The organism is Buttiauxella sp. S19-1 (genome assembly GCF_022134725.1).
GTDB classification, from domain to species: Bacteria; Pseudomonadota; Gammaproteobacteria; order Enterobacterales; family Enterobacteriaceae; genus Buttiauxella; species Buttiauxella ferragutiae.
This window is the reverse complement of sequence record NZ_JAHWLU010000102.1, coordinates 1-17865: the sequence shown is the minus strand read 5'-3', so window position 1 is coordinate 17865 and position 17865 is coordinate 1. Positions and strand designations below refer to the sequence as shown.

Sequence of the window (17865 nt, the reverse complement as noted above, 5' to 3'; positions counted from 1 at the left end):
CGTTATAATTCCATTTTTTTATTATTCAATTTTGGAAAAACAACGATATTTCGAGCCAATATATAGGCACCTGTGGTCTTAGCTCCATCTTTTTTTCTTATTAATACCCGGCTAAGCATGAAACAGTCTTGATTTGTGATTGCGTAATATTTAATGCTACCCCTTAAAAGGTAGCAGCTTTCTTCTGTGATTTCACATAGATGAAGAGTATTTAATGATTGGGATGTTTTTTCCAAAACATATAACCATCTTCAGGGGAAAATGCCGCACGACTACACCTATTTTTGAGGGTGAAGCATTTAAATAATAGCCTGTATACTCTGTATGGTTTTTCAGAATGCTGTTGTCAGCACCTTCATCATGTAAAAGGATGTTCAGAGGCAATGAAAATTAATCATAAGATGGCGATGGCCCTGGTCGGGTTAACGGCGGCTACAACGTTTAACGCGCAGGCTTCCTATGATGATTTTGGCTGTGGATGGCAAGATGATTGCCCGCTTAACGGTGTACCCTGGCTGAATATTGATAACGATACGCGTGTGAATTTGATCCAACTTGAAGGAGCACGCAAAAATCTGGCGTTACCTCGCCTGCCCGTGCCTCCTGATTTTACCCGCAGCAGAAGCTATCACTTTGGATTTATCGGCTACAACGATCTACCTCATCCAACAGCAACCCCCTCTACTGAGAACACCACACCCGCCCCTGTCGCTGAAACCTCATTCAGCAAAATGTCGCAAACATTAGGAGTCGATACCTCCTCCTGGGAACACGATCAAGACGCAGAAAACCGCCATATTTCCAATAACCTGCAATCTGTAGAGCAATTCTTCGCGGCACTGCTTGATGACCCAACGATAAAACCAGAAGACCGTCATCATCTGGCTGTATGGCGAGGTAATATTTTTCTGAACTCTTATGACAAAGCGGATAGCCGCCTCCCGGTTGAAGCTTTCGATATCGAACCTGGCTCCCATACGGCAGCTTTCTCTGATTATCTCCGTGGGGCGAATGTCTTTTACCTTGGCGATTTTGTGGAAGCAAATAGCCTGTTCACCGCTTTGCAGAAAAGCAGCCAGCCGTGGGTCGCTGAAACATCAAGCTATATGCTGATGCGCGTTGCACTCAACAAAAGCACCGTCAAGGCGACTGATGAATACGGCATGTTTGATGCCACTAAAATCGATACTGGCGCAGCAAGCGAAGCTCGTGATTATGCCAATGCCTATTTAGCGACCTGGCCTGAAGGGCGTTATGCAGATTCCGCTCGCGGGCTTTTGCGCAGAATTAACTGGTACTTACAAGACTGGCAACAGCTGGCCCCGTTATATGAAAAAGCACTAGCCCAGGCACCAGACGTAGACTCATTGCATAAAGTCATTTCTGAGCTGGATGACAAATTCCAAAGCAGGGATAGTTTCGGTAACTATGAGCCGTTTATCAGTGACGCCCAGGCACCGATGCTGACTTTCACCCAAACGTTACGCTGGCTCCGGAATAACCAAGGCCAGAACAAGTCGTATGAGGTGACACGCGAAAATCTTGATAGCCTGAAACCGATATTTGCCAGCGCAGAGTTGCAACCGTACTGGAGCTTTTTGGAAAACGCCTGGCTTTACTATCATGAAGGTAATTATGCCGCCGTGATTGAAGCCACCCCCTCTATCAACTTGTTAGCCTCCAGCGATCTACTCGCCTTTAGTCAGCAAGTTCTGCACGGTGACGCGTTAGCTGCACAGAAACAGTGGCCTGAGGCACTGGCGCACTGGAAACATCTGCTTGGTCTGACTCAATCAGTAGAACAACAGCAATATATACAACTGAATCTGGCGGCGGTGATGGTGAACAACCAGCAGCCAGAAGCTATTTTTGCCGCTGACAGTCCAGTGACAAACCTGCGTTATCGCTCGCTGGTGCTGAAAACTGCCGCGCCAAAAGCGCTGCTGCAACAACAGGCGACCCACGGGGTAAATGATGAAGAGAAAACCATCGCGCTGCATACGCTGCTGATGCGCGACCTGATGGTGGGTGACTATGAAGGCTACGACACGGATAAGTCGCTACGTCGCCATATCACTAAGCCAGTCACCCTTGAAGCGTTCAATGATGTCAATCTCGATATCTTTAACTGGAATGGGGAACGGGCCGAGAAGGGTTATTTCTGTGCCTCGCTGGATGACACGGTGAAAACACTCATCGCAAGAAAAACCGACGCGCATGCACTTAATTGCCTGGGTGAGTTTTTCCGCAACACCGCGGCACACATTGATACGGAAGCTGAAGGCGGTGGCAATGACTTACTGGGCGATGCGATAGCAAAACCTGCGTTAAGCAACTCTCCGGATCGCCAGGCCTATTATCAGCAGATAATTAACGATCCGAAAGCGGAACCCGAAGATAAGACCTATGCGCTTTACCGGGCGGTGATGTGCTATTCCCCGTCTGGTTACAACGACTGTGGCGGTGAAGAGGTGAAACCAGAAACACGTAAACATTGGTTTACCGTATTGAAAACCAAATACAAAGGTAACCAGTGGGAAAAACTGCTCAGCTATTACTGGTAACGTTATTGTTATTGCTGGCGACTATTGTGCCGCCAGCAATGCCCAGCGAAGCGAAACATCAGGAATATACGGCGTACTGGCTATGGTCGGGGGTCAGCTCACAGCCCGTGTTGCAGAATGCACAAATGGTGTACCTGCATCAGGGTGAGATTGTCTCTCGTCAAAACCGCGCCAAATTTATCAAGCTTGGGGTACCTCGTACCCCCCTCTCGTTTCCATCCGTGTGGGTAACCGTTCGCACCACCACCCTTGATGTACCTGATGATATTCTCAACAGTGTGCTGGATTTACCCGGTAAGTGGGCGGCAGCCGGGAACCATGTTGTGGGTTTGCAAATCGATTTTGATGCCGGAACCTACCGCCTGCAGGACTACCAAAAATTTCTGTTACGGGTTCGCCATAAACTGGATAAACGTTTTGCGCTGGGCGTCACCGGTTTACTGGATTGGGCAAAAACGGGCAGTATTCAACAGCTCAATGCTCTGCCTATTGATGAGCTGGTTATCCAGACTTATCAGGGTAAAACCACGGTGAAGGAGTATCAACGCTATTTGCCCGCACTGCTAAAGTTGCGCGTGCCATTTAAGATTGGCCTGGTGCAAAACGGTGAATGGGATAAAAGCTGGCAGACCCGGCTGGCAACATCTTCTTTTTATCGGGGGGAAGTGGTGTTTTTGCTTAATTCTGGCGGATGACGCAAGCTTATCCGCCCTACGAAAGCCCGTGTGTTCCCTAATCTTACAGCGACGCCCTTGTTCCCGGCTTAAATCGCACCGATTTTTCCCCTTCAGGCAGGGTTGCGCCGTCGGGAACGGCGCAAGTGAGCGATCGCCTGGAGCGAGTCGCGAACGACCCTGCATGTTGGGGAAATAATCGGGGTTTACCGCGCAGCGGCGATTTATTTGCCGGGCGCCGGGGTCGCCAGGGGAGTGGCGTAACTCCCCTGGCACGTTCACCGTTAACAACGGTTACAGAGATAACCAGATGTACAGGTGAACGGAAAAACAACGGAGTCTACAGACTCCCACTCGTCCTACCGAATTTCCCCGTTCTCATCCTGATCAACAGCAAAGCAAGCCACTAGCTGACCACCATACTCTTTGAGCTGTGGCTGCAACTGCGTGCACGGCCCAAAGCGACGGCGGCAGCGGGCGTTGAACGCGCAGCCTGGCGGTGGGTTCAGTGGGCTTGGCAACTCTCCGGTGAGTTTGATGCGTTCGCGGCGGTCGTCCGGGTTCAGGCGCGGTGTAGCAGATAGCAGCGCCTGGGTGTACGGGTGGCGCGGATTAGAGAAGATCTGGTCTTTGGTGCCTTTCTCCACACAGCGCCCTAAGTACATCACCATCACTTCGTCGGCGATGTGTTCCACCACCGACAAATCGTGGGAGATGAACACATACGACAGCCCCATTTCCTGCTGCAAATCCATCATCAGGTTCAGAACCTGCGCGCGCACGGAAACGTCGAGGGCCGAAACTGGTTCATCGGCGATCACCACGTCTGGATCGAGCATCAGCCCACGGGCGATAGCAATACGCTGGCGCTGGCCGCCGGAAAACATATGCGGGTAGCGGTCGTAATGCTCGGTTTTCAGGCCGACTTTCGCCATCATCGCCAACGCTTTTTCACGGCGTTCGGCTTTGCTCAGGCTGGTGTTGATTTGCAACGGCTCTTCAAGAATTTGCCCCACTTTTTTACGCGGGTTCAGCGAGCCGTACGGGTTCTGGAAGACGATCTGGATTTTCTGACGACGCAGCTTTTCGGCTGTTTCGTCAGGCTTGAGCAGATCTTGGCCCTGGTAGTAAAGCTCGCCACCGGTCGGGATTTCAATCATCGTCAGCAGGCGGCCCAGCGTGGATTTACCACAGCCAGATTCACCCACCACCGCCAGCGTTTTGCCGCGTTCCAGCTCAAATGATACGCCGTCGAGCGCTTTCACCAGGCGTTCCTGGCCGAAAATGCCTTTCTTCACCGGGTAGTGTTTTTTCAGGTCGATGGCCTGCAACAGAGGTTGCGCAGTGGCCTTATCGGTACTCATAGCGTTGGCCTCCCGGCATCATCGAGTGGGAAGTGGCATTTGGACTGACGCCCGTTATCCACCATGTTCAGTTCTGGTTCTATGCTGCGACATTTGTCGGTCGCATACGGGCAGCGCGGGTTGAGCAGGCAGCCGTTCGGGCGGTCATATTTGCCCGGAACCACACCCGGCAGCGAGGCCAGACGCGCTTTGTCCTGCGCAAATTCAGGCAGTGCACGCAGCAGCGCCTGAGTGTACGGGTGGCGCGGCGCACGGAAGATATCTTGCGATGCACCCGTTTCCACCACTTGCCCGGCGTACATCACGATGATTTTGTGTGCCGCTTCCGCTACCAGCGCGAGGTCATGGGTGATCAGAATCAGCGCCATGTTCTCTTTCTGCTGCAGTTCCAGTAACAGCTCGATAATTTGCGCCTGGATAGTGACGTCCAGCGCGGTGGTTGGTTCGTCGGCAATCAACAACTTAGGACGACAGGCAATCGCCATCGCGATCATCACGCGCTGGCTCATACCGCCGGAAAGCTGGTGCGGGTAAACGTCCAGACGCGAAGCCGCATCGGGAATACCCACCAGGTTCAGCAGGTCGATAGCTCGCTGAACGCGGGTTTTCTTGTTGCCGCCCTGGTGCACCTTGATGGCTTCCATAATCTGGAAACCGACGGTGTAGCAAGGGTTGAGGCTGGTCATCGGGTCCTGGAAGATCATCGCCACTTCGGCACCGACCAGGTTACGACGCTCTTTCTCAGAAATCTTTTGTAGATCCTGGCCGTTAAATTCCAGTTTTTCCGCCATTACGCGGCCTGGATAATCAATCAGCCCCATAATCGCCAGCGAGCTGACGGATTTACCGGAACCAGATTCCCCAACAATACCGACAACTTCGCCCTGATTTACACTGTAACTCACGCGGTCTACGGCACGGAACGGTGTCTTTTCGTCGCCGAAATGCACCGATAATTTATTTACATTCAATAACGCCATTACGTAGCCCTTTACTGCTTGAGTTTAGGATCGAGCGCATCACGCAGCCCGTCACCCATCAGGTTAAATGCCAGCACCGTCAGCAGGATTGCGACACCTGGGAAGGTGACCACCCACCAGGCACTTTGTGCGAACTGCAACACGTCGGAGAGCATGGTGCCCCACTCCGGTGTTGGCGGTTGCGCACCCATGCCGAGGAAGCCGAGAGCGGCCATATCGAGAATGGCGTTAGAGAAACCAAGCGAGGCCTGCACGATAAGCGGTGCCAGGCAGTTCGGTAAAATGTTGATGAACATCTGGCGCATCGGGCTTGCACCCGCCACGCGAGAAGCGGTGACATAGTCGCGGTGGACTTCCACCAGCACCGCACCGCGCGTCAGTCGCACATAGTGTGGGAGCGCAACGAAGGTCAGTGCCAGCGAAGCGTTGACGATAGACGGGCCGAAGATTGCCACTAACACCAGCGCCAACAGCAGGCTTGGCAGTGCCAGCATGATGTCGACAATGCGCATGATGATGTTGTCGATAAGGCCACCGAAGTAGCCCGCAATCAGGCCAAGTACCACGCCCATAACCAACGACAGCACCACCACCAGGCAGCCGACCAGCAGCGACAGGCGCGCACCGTACATCAGGCGCGCCATGATGTCGCGGCCAACGTCGTCAGTCCCGAGCAGGAACTGCCAGCTACCACCTTCTTGCCAGACCGGCGGGTGCAGCAACGAGTCACGGAACTGTTCAGCAGGACCGTGCGGCGCGAGAACGTTGGCGAAGATTGCTATTAAGATCATCACGGTGACATACACCAGGCCGATGACCGCCCCTTTATTACGTTTAAAGTAGTGCCAGAATTCCTGGAACGGCGTCATTGGGACTGGCGCTGCGGCTACTTTACTCTCAGTGACTGTTTTTTCAGTTGATTGCGTCATGATGGCCCCTTATTTCTTATGGCGTATACGCGGGTTCACCACGCCGTACAGTAAGTCGACGATCAGGTTCACGAGGATAATCATCGTCGCAACCAACAATACGCCGCCCTGTACTACCGGGTAGTCACGACGTTGCAATGCATCAATCAGCCAGCGGCCAAGGCCCGGCCAGGAGAAGATGGTTTCCGTCAGGATGGCACCCGCCAGCAACGTACCAACCTGCAAGCCGATAACCGTCACGACTGGCAACATGGCGTTGCGCAGCGCATGAACCACGATAACGCGCATGCGGGTCAAACCCTTGGCGCGAGCGGTACGGATGTAGTCTTCGCCGAGCACTTCCAGCATTGACGAGCGAGTCATACGCACGATAACCGCTAACGGAATCGTACCAAGCACGATGGCGGGTAAAATCATATGCGCCACGGCGTCGATGAAGTCGCCTGGCTCGCCCCATATGGCGGTGTCTATCAGCATGAAACCGGTGAGCGGCAAGGTGTCGTCGAGGAATACCGTATCGCTAACGCGCCCTGATACCGGGGTGAGGTTCCAGTAGACGGAAACCAGCATGATTAACATCATACCCCACCAGAAAATAGGCATTGAATAGCCAGTCAGCGCAAGGCCCACCGAAGTGTGGTCAAACACGGAACCACGTTTAACCGCCGCCAGCACGCCAACCGGAATACCCACGGCAACGGCAAACATCATCGCGCAGACACCGAGTTCCATGGTCGCTTTAAAGCGTGGAACGAATTCGTCCCAGACTGGAAGACGGCTTTTTAACGAAATGCCCAGGTCGCCGTGCATCACACCCCAAATATAGTGGATGTATTGCTGCCACATCGGCTTGTCGAGGCCAAGTTCGGCCAACAACTGAGCATGACGTTCAGGAGAGATACCGCGCTCACCGGCCATAATCATCACCGGGTCACCGGGAATCATGTGCACGAAGGCGAAGGTAAGAAGGGTAATACCGATAAACGTGGGGATAACTAATCCCAGACGTCGGAGGATGAACTGCAACATAACCCGGATTCTCTGTAATCTCCCGCCTTAACCCTCATCTTTCAGGCCACAGGTGCGTTGGCTTCACTCAGTCACCCCAGTTACTTACTCAAGTAAGCTCCTGAGGATTCCCGAGCTTGCCGCCTTCCTGCAACCAGAAATCTGACGGTTAGCATAAATTGAGGCAGGATTGTATTGCTCACAAAAATTTCCACAAACCTAGAGGATGGCGTCGGGTTGTTGGACTTGTCGCCCTCACCCTAGCCCTCTCCCCCAGGAGAGGGAAAAAATCCCTCTCGATCTCCTCCCTCTCCCTAAGGGAGAGGGGCGGGGTGAGGGGGATATCTACCAGTATTATTCTACTGACACGTTCTCAAAGTGGTGTTTGCCCAATGGGTCAACCACGTAACCTTTCACTTCTTTGCGCACTGGCTCGTATACCGTGGAGTGAGCAACGATCAGCGCCGGAGCCTGATCATGCATCACGACCTGAGCTTGCTTGTACAGCTCGATACGCTTGTTGTGATCGTCAGTAGCACGCGCAGGTTGAATCAGCTCTTCAAACGGCTTGTAGCACCAGCGAGAGTAGTTAGAACCGTCTTTCGCCGCTGCACAGCTGAACAGGGTGGCGAAGAAGTTATCCGGATCCCCATTGTCGCCAGTCCAGCCCATCATCACAGCCTGGTGCTCACCTGCTTTGGCGCGTTTCAGATACTCGCCCCACTCGTAGGTTACGATTTTGGCGGTCACACCGACTTTCGCCCAGTCAGCCTGAATCATCTCAGCCATACGGCGAGCGTTCGGGTTGTACGGACGTTGTACTGGCATGGCCCACAGGTCAACGGTGAAGCCTTCAGCGTGGCCGGATTCTTTCAGCAGCGCTTTCGCTTTTTCAGGATCGTAGGTGTAATCCTTCACGTCATCGTTGTAACCCCACATGGTTGGTGGGATCAGGTTTTTAGCCGCAGTGCCTGCGCCCTGGTAAACCGCTTTGATGATCGATTCTTTGTTCACCGCGTAAGTCAGCGCCTGACGCACTTTTACGTCATCAAACGGTTTCTTCTCGGTGTTGAAAGACAGGTAACCCACGTTCAGGCCAGCCTGTTCCATCAGGTTGATGCTCTTGTCTTCTTTCATGCGAGCGATGTCAGCCGGGTTTGGATACGGCATAACCTGGCACTCGTTTTTCTGCAGTTTTGCGTAACGCACAGAAGCATCAGGCGTGATGGAGAACACCAGACGGTCGATCTGCGGCTTGGTGCCCCAGTAGCCCGGGAACGCTTTGTACAGAATGCGAGAATCTTTCTGGTATTGCAGCAGCTGGAACGGACCGGTACCGATTGGGTTCAGGTCAGTTTTTTCCGGCGTGCCGGCTTTCATCATGTTGTCAGCGTATTCTTTGGAAAGAATAGAGGCGAAGTCCATCGCGAGATCTGCCAGGAATGGCGACTCTGGGCGCGTCAGCACGAACTGAACGGTATTGTCGTCCACTTTCTTAATTTCGCTGATCAGGTCAGATAAGCCCATGCCTTCGAAGTATTCGTAGCTGCCGCCAGAAACTTTGTGGTACGGGTTGTTAGCATTCTTCTGACGATCGAACGAGAACACCACGTCATCAGCATTCAGATCGCGTGTTGGTTTGAAATCTTTGTTGTCCTGCCACTTCACACCTGAACGAAGGTGGAAGGTATAGGTTTTGCCGTCTTCGCTAACTTCCCATTTCTCAGCCAGACCTGGGATGATTTCGGTGGTGCCGGTTTTGAATTCAACCAGACGGTTATAAATTGGCACTGAGCTGGCATCGTAAGTGGTACCAGAGGTGAACAGCTGAGGGTTAAAACCTTCTGGGGAACCTTCTGAGCAATAAACCAGGGTTTTTGCCTGAACGCTAGCTGCTACGGTCAGGGCCACCAGGCTCAGACCAAATTTCAGCATCCCTGACTTCTTCAAGGAAAGACTCATTCTTCTGCTCCGTTGTGATGTTCCCTTATTCATTCTTATTACCGCTTTGTTGGCTGAGATAAGAAATCTATCGGGACATGTGTCGTGTTGTTTTTATCCGTTAGACCTTTGTTATTGGAGTGCGGTCCGTTCGGTGTGCCCGGAGGCGATGGTGAGACCAGGGGTTCCTTTCGTCAGGCTAGCTGTGTGGTAGTGCGGACTGTCCATAATTTGCCCCTCACGCCCTACAATCTGTCAATAGATGAGTAAAACGTCAATATAGGTAAGGGGGATTTACAACCGAGGTGAGAATCGGCGAACAAAGTTAAAAAAAAGCCTGTCGCTCTATTTCCAGCAGGGAAATTTATGCTACTGCCATGTTTATAGAATATTCCACTGATTAAAAGTCGACCTACAGCCGTATTCAGATGTGTCATTTCTGTAAAAATTATTGCCGAATGCTGATTATATGAACGATATGTTTTGTGATCCACTTCTCTTACAGCGAATCATGCTGGTATGAAACATAAGCATCGAGGTAATAAACCACGATTTTCCATAACAAAATACAATGGAAAATGTCACAAAATCGTCCACACGAGGTTGATACAACGCAAACCGCGGCAGAAACCCACTTTTGGTCGTTAAACAGGTCGTCATGCCGGTGCGGATAACTGATGCCAAAAATTAAAAAAACTAAAGGAATATAAATAACAAGTCTATTTTAGTACGGAATAATTCTTGACCGTGCTACAGAATTATTAATATGTTTGAGTCTTTCCGCCTGGAATTAATATGTATTTACGCAAGGAATGCTTTCACAAGAAAACATCTAAAATTCTAATTAGTACCATTTTTGCAGGTTTATTAATTTCTGGGTGTGACGATAAGCAGCCTAAAGCTTCTGAAAGCGCCAGTGCCGAACAGGCAGACACTCGGCATGCCCTGTGTAGTGACCTTCCGAAAATCCCCGGGACTATTCAAAATGGCGATTTCCCATACTGGAGCGATAATTTAGCTGAAAGTGATATTAAAAATTACCTGAACACACTTTCCGATATAGAAAAAAACCAGGGGAAAACATTAATCTATTATTCACTCGCCCTTATTATTCATGCCAGTAAAGCAACACAAATAGTGAGCAAAGATACGTTTATCCCGGAAGAAGCACAATTACAGTTGGTGCAGCTCAATTCGCTGATTAGCACGGCGCAAGAATGTTATAAAGCAGCGCCGTCATCAAATAATTCCAGCCTGATTCGTTATAGCTTCCTGCTCGATGCGGCTGACCAATACGACAAGTTATTAGCAGAACGCATTCAGCGACATCAGAATAGCGTTCCTTATACCGAAGGTGAGAAAGGCCAGATTGGCGGTGTCACTGAATGGATGGTGAAAGGCTCGGTGGGAAGAGTGACCCGCAGCTATAACAATGTGGTGAGCAGTTTTAATGCGCTGCATTAGCAATGCGGGTGTTTTGTCGGATGACGCTAACGCTTATCCGACCTACGGTTCGATTTTGATTTGGTAGGGTGGATAAGCGTTAGCGTCATCCACCATTTGCGCGAAACCCATAAACTACAGACGTAAAAAAACCCAATCTTTCGATTGGGTTTTCTTGAATTTGGTCGGCGAGAGAGGATTCGAACCTCCGACCCACTGGTCCCAAACCAGTTGCGCTACCAAGCTGCGCTACTCGCCGAATGCGGAGCGCATCTTACTGCGCACCGTTTTAGCCGTCAATCCCTGATACTTAAAATTATGTCCGTTTGATTCAAATTCCAGCATATGTGGCAAAAAAGTTACTGTTTCGCCTTGTTCGGCACATGGCACCAGTTGTTATTCTGGTTAATACCGCCGTCCGGCGATGTGTATCCCAGGCAACCCAAAATGGTGTCATACAACTCCACATGGCGGTGCGGCACTTTCATTTTCGCTTGTGCCTGCATGTGCTCAAACTCACGTGCCCGCTCCGGGTTTTCCAGATATTTATCGGAAGCCCAGACTAACAACGGTACACGGAATTGCTCAGGTGGCGCCATGTTACGTGGCGTACCATGCAGATGTTTCTTCTCATCAATCGATTCGCCATGATCCGAGGCGTAGAAAATAATCGCCCGTTTATCTCGTAACTCAGATATCACGCTATCCAGCACCGTGTCGGTGTATAGCACCGAGTTATCGAATGCGTTAATCAACTGCTCTTTACTGCACTCTGAATCAATACTGACGCACTCAGGAGCCCATTTAGCGAAGCTGCGCGGATAGCGTTGCACATAGGAGAAGTGCGAACCTTTAGTGTGCAGAATAATAAGATGTTTGCCGTCAGGATGCTTATCAACCGAACGCTTCATCTCCTCAACCAGCAACATATCGTCGACTTGTTTGCCGCTGTTACGCGGTTCAGCAGCGATTTGCTCACGGTAAGAGAAGTTGTCTGCCATGGTATTACCGTAGAACCACACTTCACTTTGCATCGCAAACAGCTCAGAACTAAAGCCAAGTTGCTTAAGGACAGCAAACACGTTCTGTTCTTTTAACGTCCGCTGCGGGTTGTCTTCCGCACCACCTTCACGCACAAACATACAGCGCAATGAAAGCTTGGTGGCGGTATCGCAGGATTCGCCACGGAAAGCGACGAGGTTTTTCTCTTTGGCGAGTTTTGGTGTGGTATCACGGTCATAACCCAAAATCCCCATGTGATCCCAGCGTGTCGTTTCGCCAATCACAAACACCACATAGGTATCATCCAGCTCTTTGGGCGCGACATAAGTGAACTTCTTTGCTGGATTCATCAGCGAGTTGTTATCTGTTGATTCATCAGCCTGAGCCCAGGCAAAAAGACCTAATGCGGAAACCCAATTTGATGGCAGATATGAGTTAGCGACCACGCCACCATAGCTCGGCATATCAACGGTCGAGCGTTTCTCAGTGCGGTTTTGTTGTTTATCCAGCCAACGCAACGGCGCCCAAACCATCAGCCCGGCCAGCAGCACAATGGCCACATTTTTGATCCGTTGGCCCGGTGTTTTTAACTGATGAAGCAGCGTGTCACGCGTGTTGCTACCCCAAATGAGCGCCAGCGGGATAACGCTGACCAAAATCATCCACATCACGAACTGATAACCGACAATTTCTTTCGAAAGGTCGATATCGGTGGTCATGACCGAGGCAATAATCCCGTAGCCAATGACGACATTAAGTAACGTCATGTAGTAGCTGGCGGCAACAGAGAACACCACAACCAGGGTGGCGAAAATTCGCCAAATTGCGCGGCCAAACAACGATAACAAACGAAGCAAAAAGAAGGTGACCAGCACGCATGCCGCGATTTCAGCCAGCATAGCGACAGCTTTTAATCCGCTAAATTCCCGAATGAATCCTTCGAAACGATGGTAAAAAACCGAAAGGTTTAAAAATAGTCCGATGTACACCGCTAACAGTAAGCACAGCTTCTGTTGGGTCATCGATTTAACGTAATTCATGCAGTTGTCCGAAAAAATAAAGCAAAAAAAGAAATGTCATAAACACCACTCAGACTCCCTTTAGACTGGAAAATTCTGAGCGATGAAAAAATAAAGTCCCGTTCAGGACGATTATTAACCAGTTTTTGGAACGGATTAGTAGAGCATAGGGCTGGCAAAAAGTATCGGCAAAAATCCTAAACCGGGATGCTGTTTACATTTCTCCGCTCTGATTTACCGTTTTAGACGACATAACAATGAACAGACACAAGGAAGGATGACTTCGGGGATTTCACAATGAATTATGCCGCCGTATAACATCACGGCGGCATGGTTTGCGGCATTAATATAGGGTTATCAAGCGTGAGCTTGTTGCAGAACTTCTCGTGCCGGCGTACGGATAGTCGTGGAAATCGCCAGGGACAAAATCAGCAGCGCGAAGATAACGCAGAAGGTGACATAGAAGCCGCCAAAGACCGACGCGATAATCGAACCGCAGATGCTGCCAATACCAAACCCTAAGTAAATCACACCGTAGTTTTTAGTCAGGTTATTCAGCCCAAAGAACTCACTGACCAGTGATGGATAAACGGTGATGGTGCCGCCGAAGTTAAAGGCCACACAAGCTATCGCTGCGAAGAAAGTCGCTTCGTTGAGTGGGGCGAACAGCAGTGCCGCCATACCGACTAAAGAAATCACCTGGCCGATAGTGATAACGCGGATGCGGGCGATTTTATCAGACAGAATGCCAAGCACTAAACGGCCGCTCAGGTTAGCAATGGCGATAACAGTGACTGCGTTAGCCGCAGATTCAGCAGTCAAATGCACCATACCCTGGGCAATATCTTTCGCTACACCAATGACATACAAACCACTCATGCAGGCAGTCAGGAACATAATTGCCAGCATCCAGTACTGTGGTTGACGCATAGATTCTGCAAGGGTGTAATCTTTTTCAGTCACACCATTCACTGTTTTCACTTCCTGCAATGGCGCATCTTTCATCAGCATTGAACCGAACAGAATCATCACCATTGCCAGCCCACCCCAAATCATAAAGGTGCTCTCAAGGCCAACGGTTGCCAGCAAATGGCTGTCGATATATTTAAAACCTAAGCTGCCGAGGCCGTATGAACCAATGGCAAGGGCGGAAATCAGACCTTTACGCTCCGGGAACCACTTCACGCAGTTAGAGAGTGTTATCAGGTAACCTGCGCCATCAGCGAGGCCTACCAGCACACCAGCGCTCAGCCATAACATCAGCAAGTTGTCGGAGTGAGCGGTCAGGAAGAAGCCGACACCCAGCAGCACACCAGCAGCCATCGTCACGTTACGAACACCAAAACGTTCCTGCAATTTCCCTGCGACGGAGGAAGAAATCGCAAGGCCAAGGCTTAACAAACCAAAGGAGAACGCCACCTGGCTGATTGGCTCACCCAGTTTTTGCGACAGCGCGCTATTGAACAGGCTCCAGGTATAAACGGAACCGAGGGCAAACTGAGTAATGATGGTGCCGATCAGAGTTAACCAGCGTGTACGGTTGTAGTTGGCATTATTCATGGCAGATGTCCGCAAAATTTAAGAGAAATCTTCTGCTGCCAAGAGTAACGAAGTGCATTTTATTCCAGGAGAAAAAGGCATGAGATGCACTCAGGCCGGAATGAAATGCCTCTGAGAGGGAATGAATGACCTGGACGTTGTCTTAATTTTTTGAACGGTTAGTAATTACTATCAATGGAGGCTGCGTAAACACTGATAATTAGATGTTAATTATCAGTGTTCAAGGTTAAATCAATGATCAGAATTTCGCACTAACGCCGACGTTATAAATATAGGCCTCGCCAGTGGTTAAACCTTCTGCTTGTGACATCGAAGCAAATGCCGCCATATTTTTACTAATTGGCATATCGGCACCGACGGTAATATCCATCCAGTTGCTATCCTGGCCCGATGCAGTATTCGCCCTCATCCCGGACTGGGCTTTCCACAAGTTCTCGCCGTACTGATGGTTATAGCTTACCTGTGCCCACGGGCGCAGATAACCGAGTGATGAATCTACCCGCCAGCCCACAGTGGACACGCTGGCATGCCACAGTTGATCGGTAAATCGTGAGCCAACCGCCGAATCACCGTACTCGTTATATATCCCAGTCGATGAGCTATCCCAACTGTACTTTGCGGTCGGCCCGGTGGTGAAATTTCCAGGCAAATCGATATTCCAGCCAATACCCAAAAGTGAGCTATCAGCTGTCACACTATCGTTACCAGAAACGAGCAGCAGCCCCTCCTGGTTTTGGGAGGTAAACGAAGAATTAATCCGTTCTGCAAGAATATCGTTATAACTTGGTTGGTGACTACTGTCCCAAGTGTAATGATCCTGCATTTCGCCTGGAGCATCCTCAACAACATATTCTTGTTGCCAGGCAAATACATTCGTAGCATAAGACAGACAACACAAAGCCAGCACCGTGGTGAAAGTGACACGGCGACCACTGCATATATTTATGATCATTCAAGCGACTCCAGGAAAGAGCCAAATCCGGCGATATTTTTAGTCTTTTTGGCGGGCTTGCGGATAGCCCCAAAATAATTCAAGGTGCATCGAGGCGGCCAGAGAGCGAGTCCCGATGAACTTACATGAGTAAGTGATTCGGGTGAGTAAACGCAGCCAACGATGAGGCAACTTGAAGTATGACGGGGATAGCCCTGATTTAACTATTGTCTCTTTATCTGGCACGTCAAGTTGGCACGAGAAATTTCATCGAAGGAGAAACGTATGATTCGTTGTGGATGGGTGTCTCAGGATCCGCTTTACATGGAATATCACGATAAAGAATGGGGCGTACCGGTGACCGATGGGCAACACCTTTTCGAGATGATCTGCCTTGAAGGACAACAAGCCGGTTTGTCCTGGATTACGGTGCTGAAAAAACGTGAAAACTATCGTCGCTGCTTTAAAAATTTTGACCCGCAAGCCGTGGCGTTACTGCAACCAGAAGATGTCGACTTGCTGGTTCAGGACGCCAGCATTATCCGCCATCGTGGAAAACTAGAAGCCATTATCAATAACGCAAAAGCGTACCTCGCGATGGAAGCCAACGGCGAAAAATTCCCTGAATTTGTCTGGTCGTTTGTCGACAACCAGGCGCAAGTGACACAAGCCGCTACGCTTGCTGAAATCCCGACTACTACCCCCGCTTCAGATGCGCTATCCAAGGCACTAAAAAAACGTGGCTTCAAATTTGTCGGCTCCACGATCTGCTACTCATTCATGCAGGCCTGTGGTCTGGTCAACGACCACGTGACGAGTTGCTTCTGCCACCCTGATAATTTCAAATGATCCGCCGTCTACAACCCCATGAAATGGATGAGCTGATAGCACTTTGGCTTGCCAGCACCATTGATGCTCATCCGTTTATTAGCGAAAGCTATTGGCATGAAAGCGAATCCATCGTGCGGAACGTTTATATTCCACAATCGGTGACCTGGGTTTATCTCCAAAACGATAAAATAGCCGGCTTTATCAGCGTGATGGATTCACTGTTTATTGGTGCGCTGTTTGTGAGTGAACCGTTTATCGGCAAGGGAATTGGCACTGCTTTGATGGCACACGTCAAAAAGCAGTATCCCGCGCTGAGTCTTGAGGTTTACCAGAAGAATTATCGGGCAGTGGATTTTTACCACCACCAGGGCTTTCGCATTGAAGAAAGCGCCTGGCAAAATGAGACGCACCACCCGACGTGGATTATGAGCTGGCCGGAGGGAGAAACGCTGTAACCTCCGGAGCAGGGCCGAGATATTTTTCGGCCCACACCAGTGAAGAGTTCGCCGCGCAACCATTGGCGAGCCGCGAAGTCGGTATATCCAGCGTCAGCACGTTAACCGCACCGTTTTTACACAGCTTATCGTCATTCAGATCGGGCCATGCGCCCTGATGAATACAGACTACGCCCGGCTTGATGCCATCCGTCACTAAAGCCCCGACCAACACCTGCCCACGGGCATTCCACACCCGCACCAAATCGCCATCCGCAATACCACGTTCAGCGGCATCTTTAGGATGTAGCGTTAACGGCTCGCGTCCGGCAATGGCGTATTTCTCGCGTAGTGCCGCATAGTTAAGTTGGCTGTGCAAGCGGTGCGCCGGATGCGATGAAAGCAGTTGAAGCTGGCCTGCTGCGGCATTGCCCTGCCATTCATTCGGCGCAAGCCAGGTCGGGTGCCCCGGGCAATCAGCATAAGCAAAACTGGCGATGCGCTCTGAATAGATTTCGATTTTACCGCTCGGAGTTTTTAACGGATTAGCCTGTGGATCGGTGCGGAAATCAGCAAAACGGATGAAAGCGGCGTTCTTTTCACTTTCTGGCATTTCTATCAACTGGTTAGATTCCCAGAACTGCTGGAAATCGGGCAGTTCTACTTGTTGAGCCGCTCCGCGCTTACGCGCAATTTCGTAAAACTCTTCCAGCCATTGCAGCTCGGTTTTGCCTTCCGTGAAGCGCGTTTCACCACCCTCTTCCCAGAGAGCACTAAGCTGTGCAAAAACGTCGAAATCATTACGTGCCTCCGCCTGTGGTGAAACCACCTGCTTCATTGGCACCAGATGCTGGTTGCTGTAATCGCCAGTCATCGTCAAATCGTTGCGCTCAAAAGATGTGGTGATCGGCAGCACAATATCCGCGTGTTTTGCGGCAGCCGTCCAGAAGCATTCGGAAATCACCACCAACTCAGGTTTCTGCCAGGCTTTAATCAGGCGGTTAGTGTCCTGATGATGGGTAAAATTGGCACCGCCCGCCCACCACAACATGCGGATGTCCGGGAAGGTTTTTTGCTGCCCATTATGCTGATACTCGCCACCAGGGTTTTCCAGCGCTTCCACAATGCGCGCCACCGGGATTTTTTCCACGGCATCAGTTCCATTCGCCACCGCCCCCTGTAGAG

Annotated in this window: 14 protein-coding genes and 1 tRNA gene; 5 read left to right on the top strand and 10 right to left on the bottom strand. The window is 50.6% G+C overall.

Annotation, left to right across the window (positions count from 1 at the left end):
* Window positions 1–407: 407 nt before the first annotated feature.
* Together MES37_RS18850 and MES37_RS18845 are read left to right on the top strand one after the other, a co-directional pair.
* A complete protein-coding gene (locus tag MES37_RS18850) occupies window positions 408–2564 on the top strand; it encodes a hypothetical protein (protein ID WP_337927097.1) in 2157 nt (718 codons plus the stop codon).
* Complete coding sequence (locus MES37_RS18845) at window positions 2534–3259, top strand: DUF3142 domain-containing protein (protein ID WP_237932346.1); 726 nt, start codon at window positions 2534–2536, stop codon at window positions 3257–3259. The genes MES37_RS18850 and MES37_RS18845 overlap by 31 nt, the downstream gene beginning before the upstream one ends.
* A 338-nt stretch (window positions 3260–3597) precedes the next feature.
* Here the strand turns inward: MES37_RS18845 and dppF are convergent, their stop codons facing one another.
* The 5 genes from dppF to dppA all read right to left on the bottom strand — a co-directional run bounded on the left by dppF (window position 3598) and on the right by dppA (window position 9481).
* Window positions 3598–4602 (bottom strand): dipeptide ABC transporter ATP-binding subunit DppF, encoded by a 1005-nt coding sequence (gene dppF, locus MES37_RS18840; RefSeq protein WP_064542167.1) that lies wholly within the window; start codon window positions 4600–4602, stop codon window positions 3598–3600.
* Window positions 4599–5582: a dipeptide ABC transporter ATP-binding protein gene (gene dppD, locus MES37_RS18835; RefSeq protein ID WP_064514762.1), complete on the bottom strand. Its 984-nt coding sequence runs from the start codon at window positions 5580–5582 to the stop codon at window positions 4599–4601. Before dppD ends, dppF begins: the two co-directional genes overlap by 4 nt.
* Before the next feature lie 11 nt (window positions 5583–5593).
* Entirely contained in the window at window positions 5594–6511 is a 918-nt protein-coding gene (dppC, locus tag MES37_RS18830; protein ID WP_064542163.1) for a dipeptide ABC transporter permease DppC, read from the bottom strand.
* A gap of 9 nt (window positions 6512–6520) precedes the next feature.
* A complete protein-coding gene (gene dppB / locus MES37_RS18825; protein WP_064542160.1) occupies window positions 6521–7540 on the bottom strand; it encodes a dipeptide ABC transporter permease DppB in 1020 nt (339 codons plus the stop codon).
* A gap of 333 nt (window positions 7541–7873) precedes the next feature.
* Entirely contained in the window at window positions 7874–9481 is a 1608-nt protein-coding gene (dppA, locus tag MES37_RS18820) for a dipeptide ABC transporter periplasmic-binding protein DppA (RefSeq protein ID WP_064542157.1), read from the bottom strand.
* 774 nt (window positions 9482–10255) lie between these two features.
* Between dppA and MES37_RS18815 the strand changes: the two genes are divergently transcribed.
* Window positions 10256–10924: a DUF3829 domain-containing protein gene (locus MES37_RS18815; RefSeq protein WP_237932344.1), complete on the top strand. Its 669-nt coding sequence runs from the start codon at window positions 10256–10258 to the stop codon at window positions 10922–10924.
* 161 nt (window positions 10925–11085) lie between these two features.
* Here the strand turns inward: MES37_RS18815 and MES37_RS18810 are convergent.
* From MES37_RS18810 to MES37_RS18795, 4 genes are all read right to left on the bottom strand, one after another.
* A tRNA-Pro gene (locus tag MES37_RS18810) sits at window positions 11086–11162 on the bottom strand.
* Between the two features lie 100 nt (window positions 11163–11262).
* On the bottom strand, window positions 11263–12945 hold the full coding sequence (gene eptB, locus MES37_RS18805; RefSeq protein WP_064542150.1) for a kdo(2)-lipid A phosphoethanolamine 7''-transferase: 1683 nt from the start codon (window positions 12943–12945) through the stop codon (window positions 11263–11265).
* 336 nt (window positions 12946–13281) lie between these two features.
* Complete coding sequence (locus MES37_RS18800; protein ID WP_064542146.1) at window positions 13282–14484, bottom strand: L-lactate MFS transporter; 1203 nt, start codon at window positions 14482–14484, stop codon at window positions 13282–13284.
* Between the two features lie 238 nt (window positions 14485–14722).
* Entirely contained in the window at window positions 14723–15436 is a 714-nt protein-coding gene (locus MES37_RS18795) for an autotransporter domain-containing protein (protein WP_064542143.1), read from the bottom strand.
* A 264-nt stretch (window positions 15437–15700) separates the two neighbouring features.
* On the opposite strand from MES37_RS18795, the gene tag reads away from it, so the two are divergent.
* Window positions 15701–16264 carry a DNA-3-methyladenine glycosylase I gene (tag, locus tag MES37_RS18790; RefSeq protein ID WP_237932342.1) on the top strand — a complete coding sequence of 188 codons (564 nt, stop codon included), beginning with the start codon at window positions 15701–15703 and terminating at the stop codon, window positions 16262–16264.
* Window positions 16261–16701 carry an N-acetyltransferase gene (locus MES37_RS18785; protein WP_064542137.1) on the top strand — a complete coding sequence of 147 codons (441 nt, stop codon included), beginning with the start codon at window positions 16261–16263 and terminating at the stop codon, window positions 16699–16701. Before tag ends, MES37_RS18785 begins: the two co-directional genes overlap by 4 nt.
* Here the strand turns inward: MES37_RS18785 and MES37_RS18780 are convergent.
* Window positions 16670–17865: molybdopterin-dependent oxidoreductase (locus tag MES37_RS18780; protein WP_237932340.1), on the bottom strand; the 1196-nt coding region annotated here is incomplete at its 5' end. The two genes, MES37_RS18785 and MES37_RS18780, sit on opposite strands and share 32 nt — an antisense overlap.

Excerpts from the sequence above, each read along its gene's own strand:
- dppB (WP_064542160.1), bottom strand. The coding sequence starts at position 7,540 with ATGTTGCAGTTCATCCTCCGACGTCTGGGATTAGTTATCCCCACGTTT.
- MES37_RS18785 (WP_064542137.1), top strand. The coding sequence starts at position 16,261 with ATGATCCGCCGTCTACAACCCCATGAAATGGATGAGCTGATAGCACTT.
- MES37_RS18795 (WP_064542143.1), bottom strand. The coding sequence starts at position 15,436 with ATGATCATAAATATATGCAGTGGTCGCCGTGTCACTTTCACCACGGTG.
- tag (WP_237932342.1), top strand. The coding sequence starts at position 15,701 with ATGATTCGTTGTGGATGGGTGTCTCAGGATCCGCTTTACATGGAATAT.
- dppF (WP_064542167.1), bottom strand. The coding sequence starts at position 4,602 with ATGAGTACCGATAAGGCCACTGCGCAACCTCTGTTGCAGGCCATCGAC.
- dppA (WP_064542157.1), bottom strand. The coding sequence starts at position 9,481 with ATGAGTCTTTCCTTGAAGAAGTCAGGGATGCTGAAATTTGGTCTGAGC.
- dppD (WP_064514762.1), bottom strand. The coding sequence starts at position 5,582 with ATGGCGTTATTGAATGTAAATAAATTATCGGTGCATTTCGGCGACGAA.
- eptB (WP_064542150.1), bottom strand. The coding sequence starts at position 12,945 with ATGAATTACGTTAAATCGATGACCCAACAGAAGCTGTGCTTACTGTTA.
- MES37_RS18800 (WP_064542146.1), bottom strand. The coding sequence starts at position 14,484 with ATGAATAATGCCAACTACAACCGTACACGCTGGTTAACTCTGATCGGC.
- MES37_RS18815 (WP_237932344.1), top strand. The coding sequence starts at position 10,256 with ATGTATTTACGCAAGGAATGCTTTCACAAGAAAACATCTAAAATTCTA.
- dppC (WP_064542163.1), bottom strand. The coding sequence starts at position 6,511 with ATGACGCAATCAACTGAAAAAACAGTCACTGAGAGTAAAGTAGCCGCA.
- MES37_RS18850 (WP_337927097.1), top strand. The coding sequence starts at position 408 with ATGGCCCTGGTCGGGTTAACGGCGGCTACAACGTTTAACGCGCAGGCT.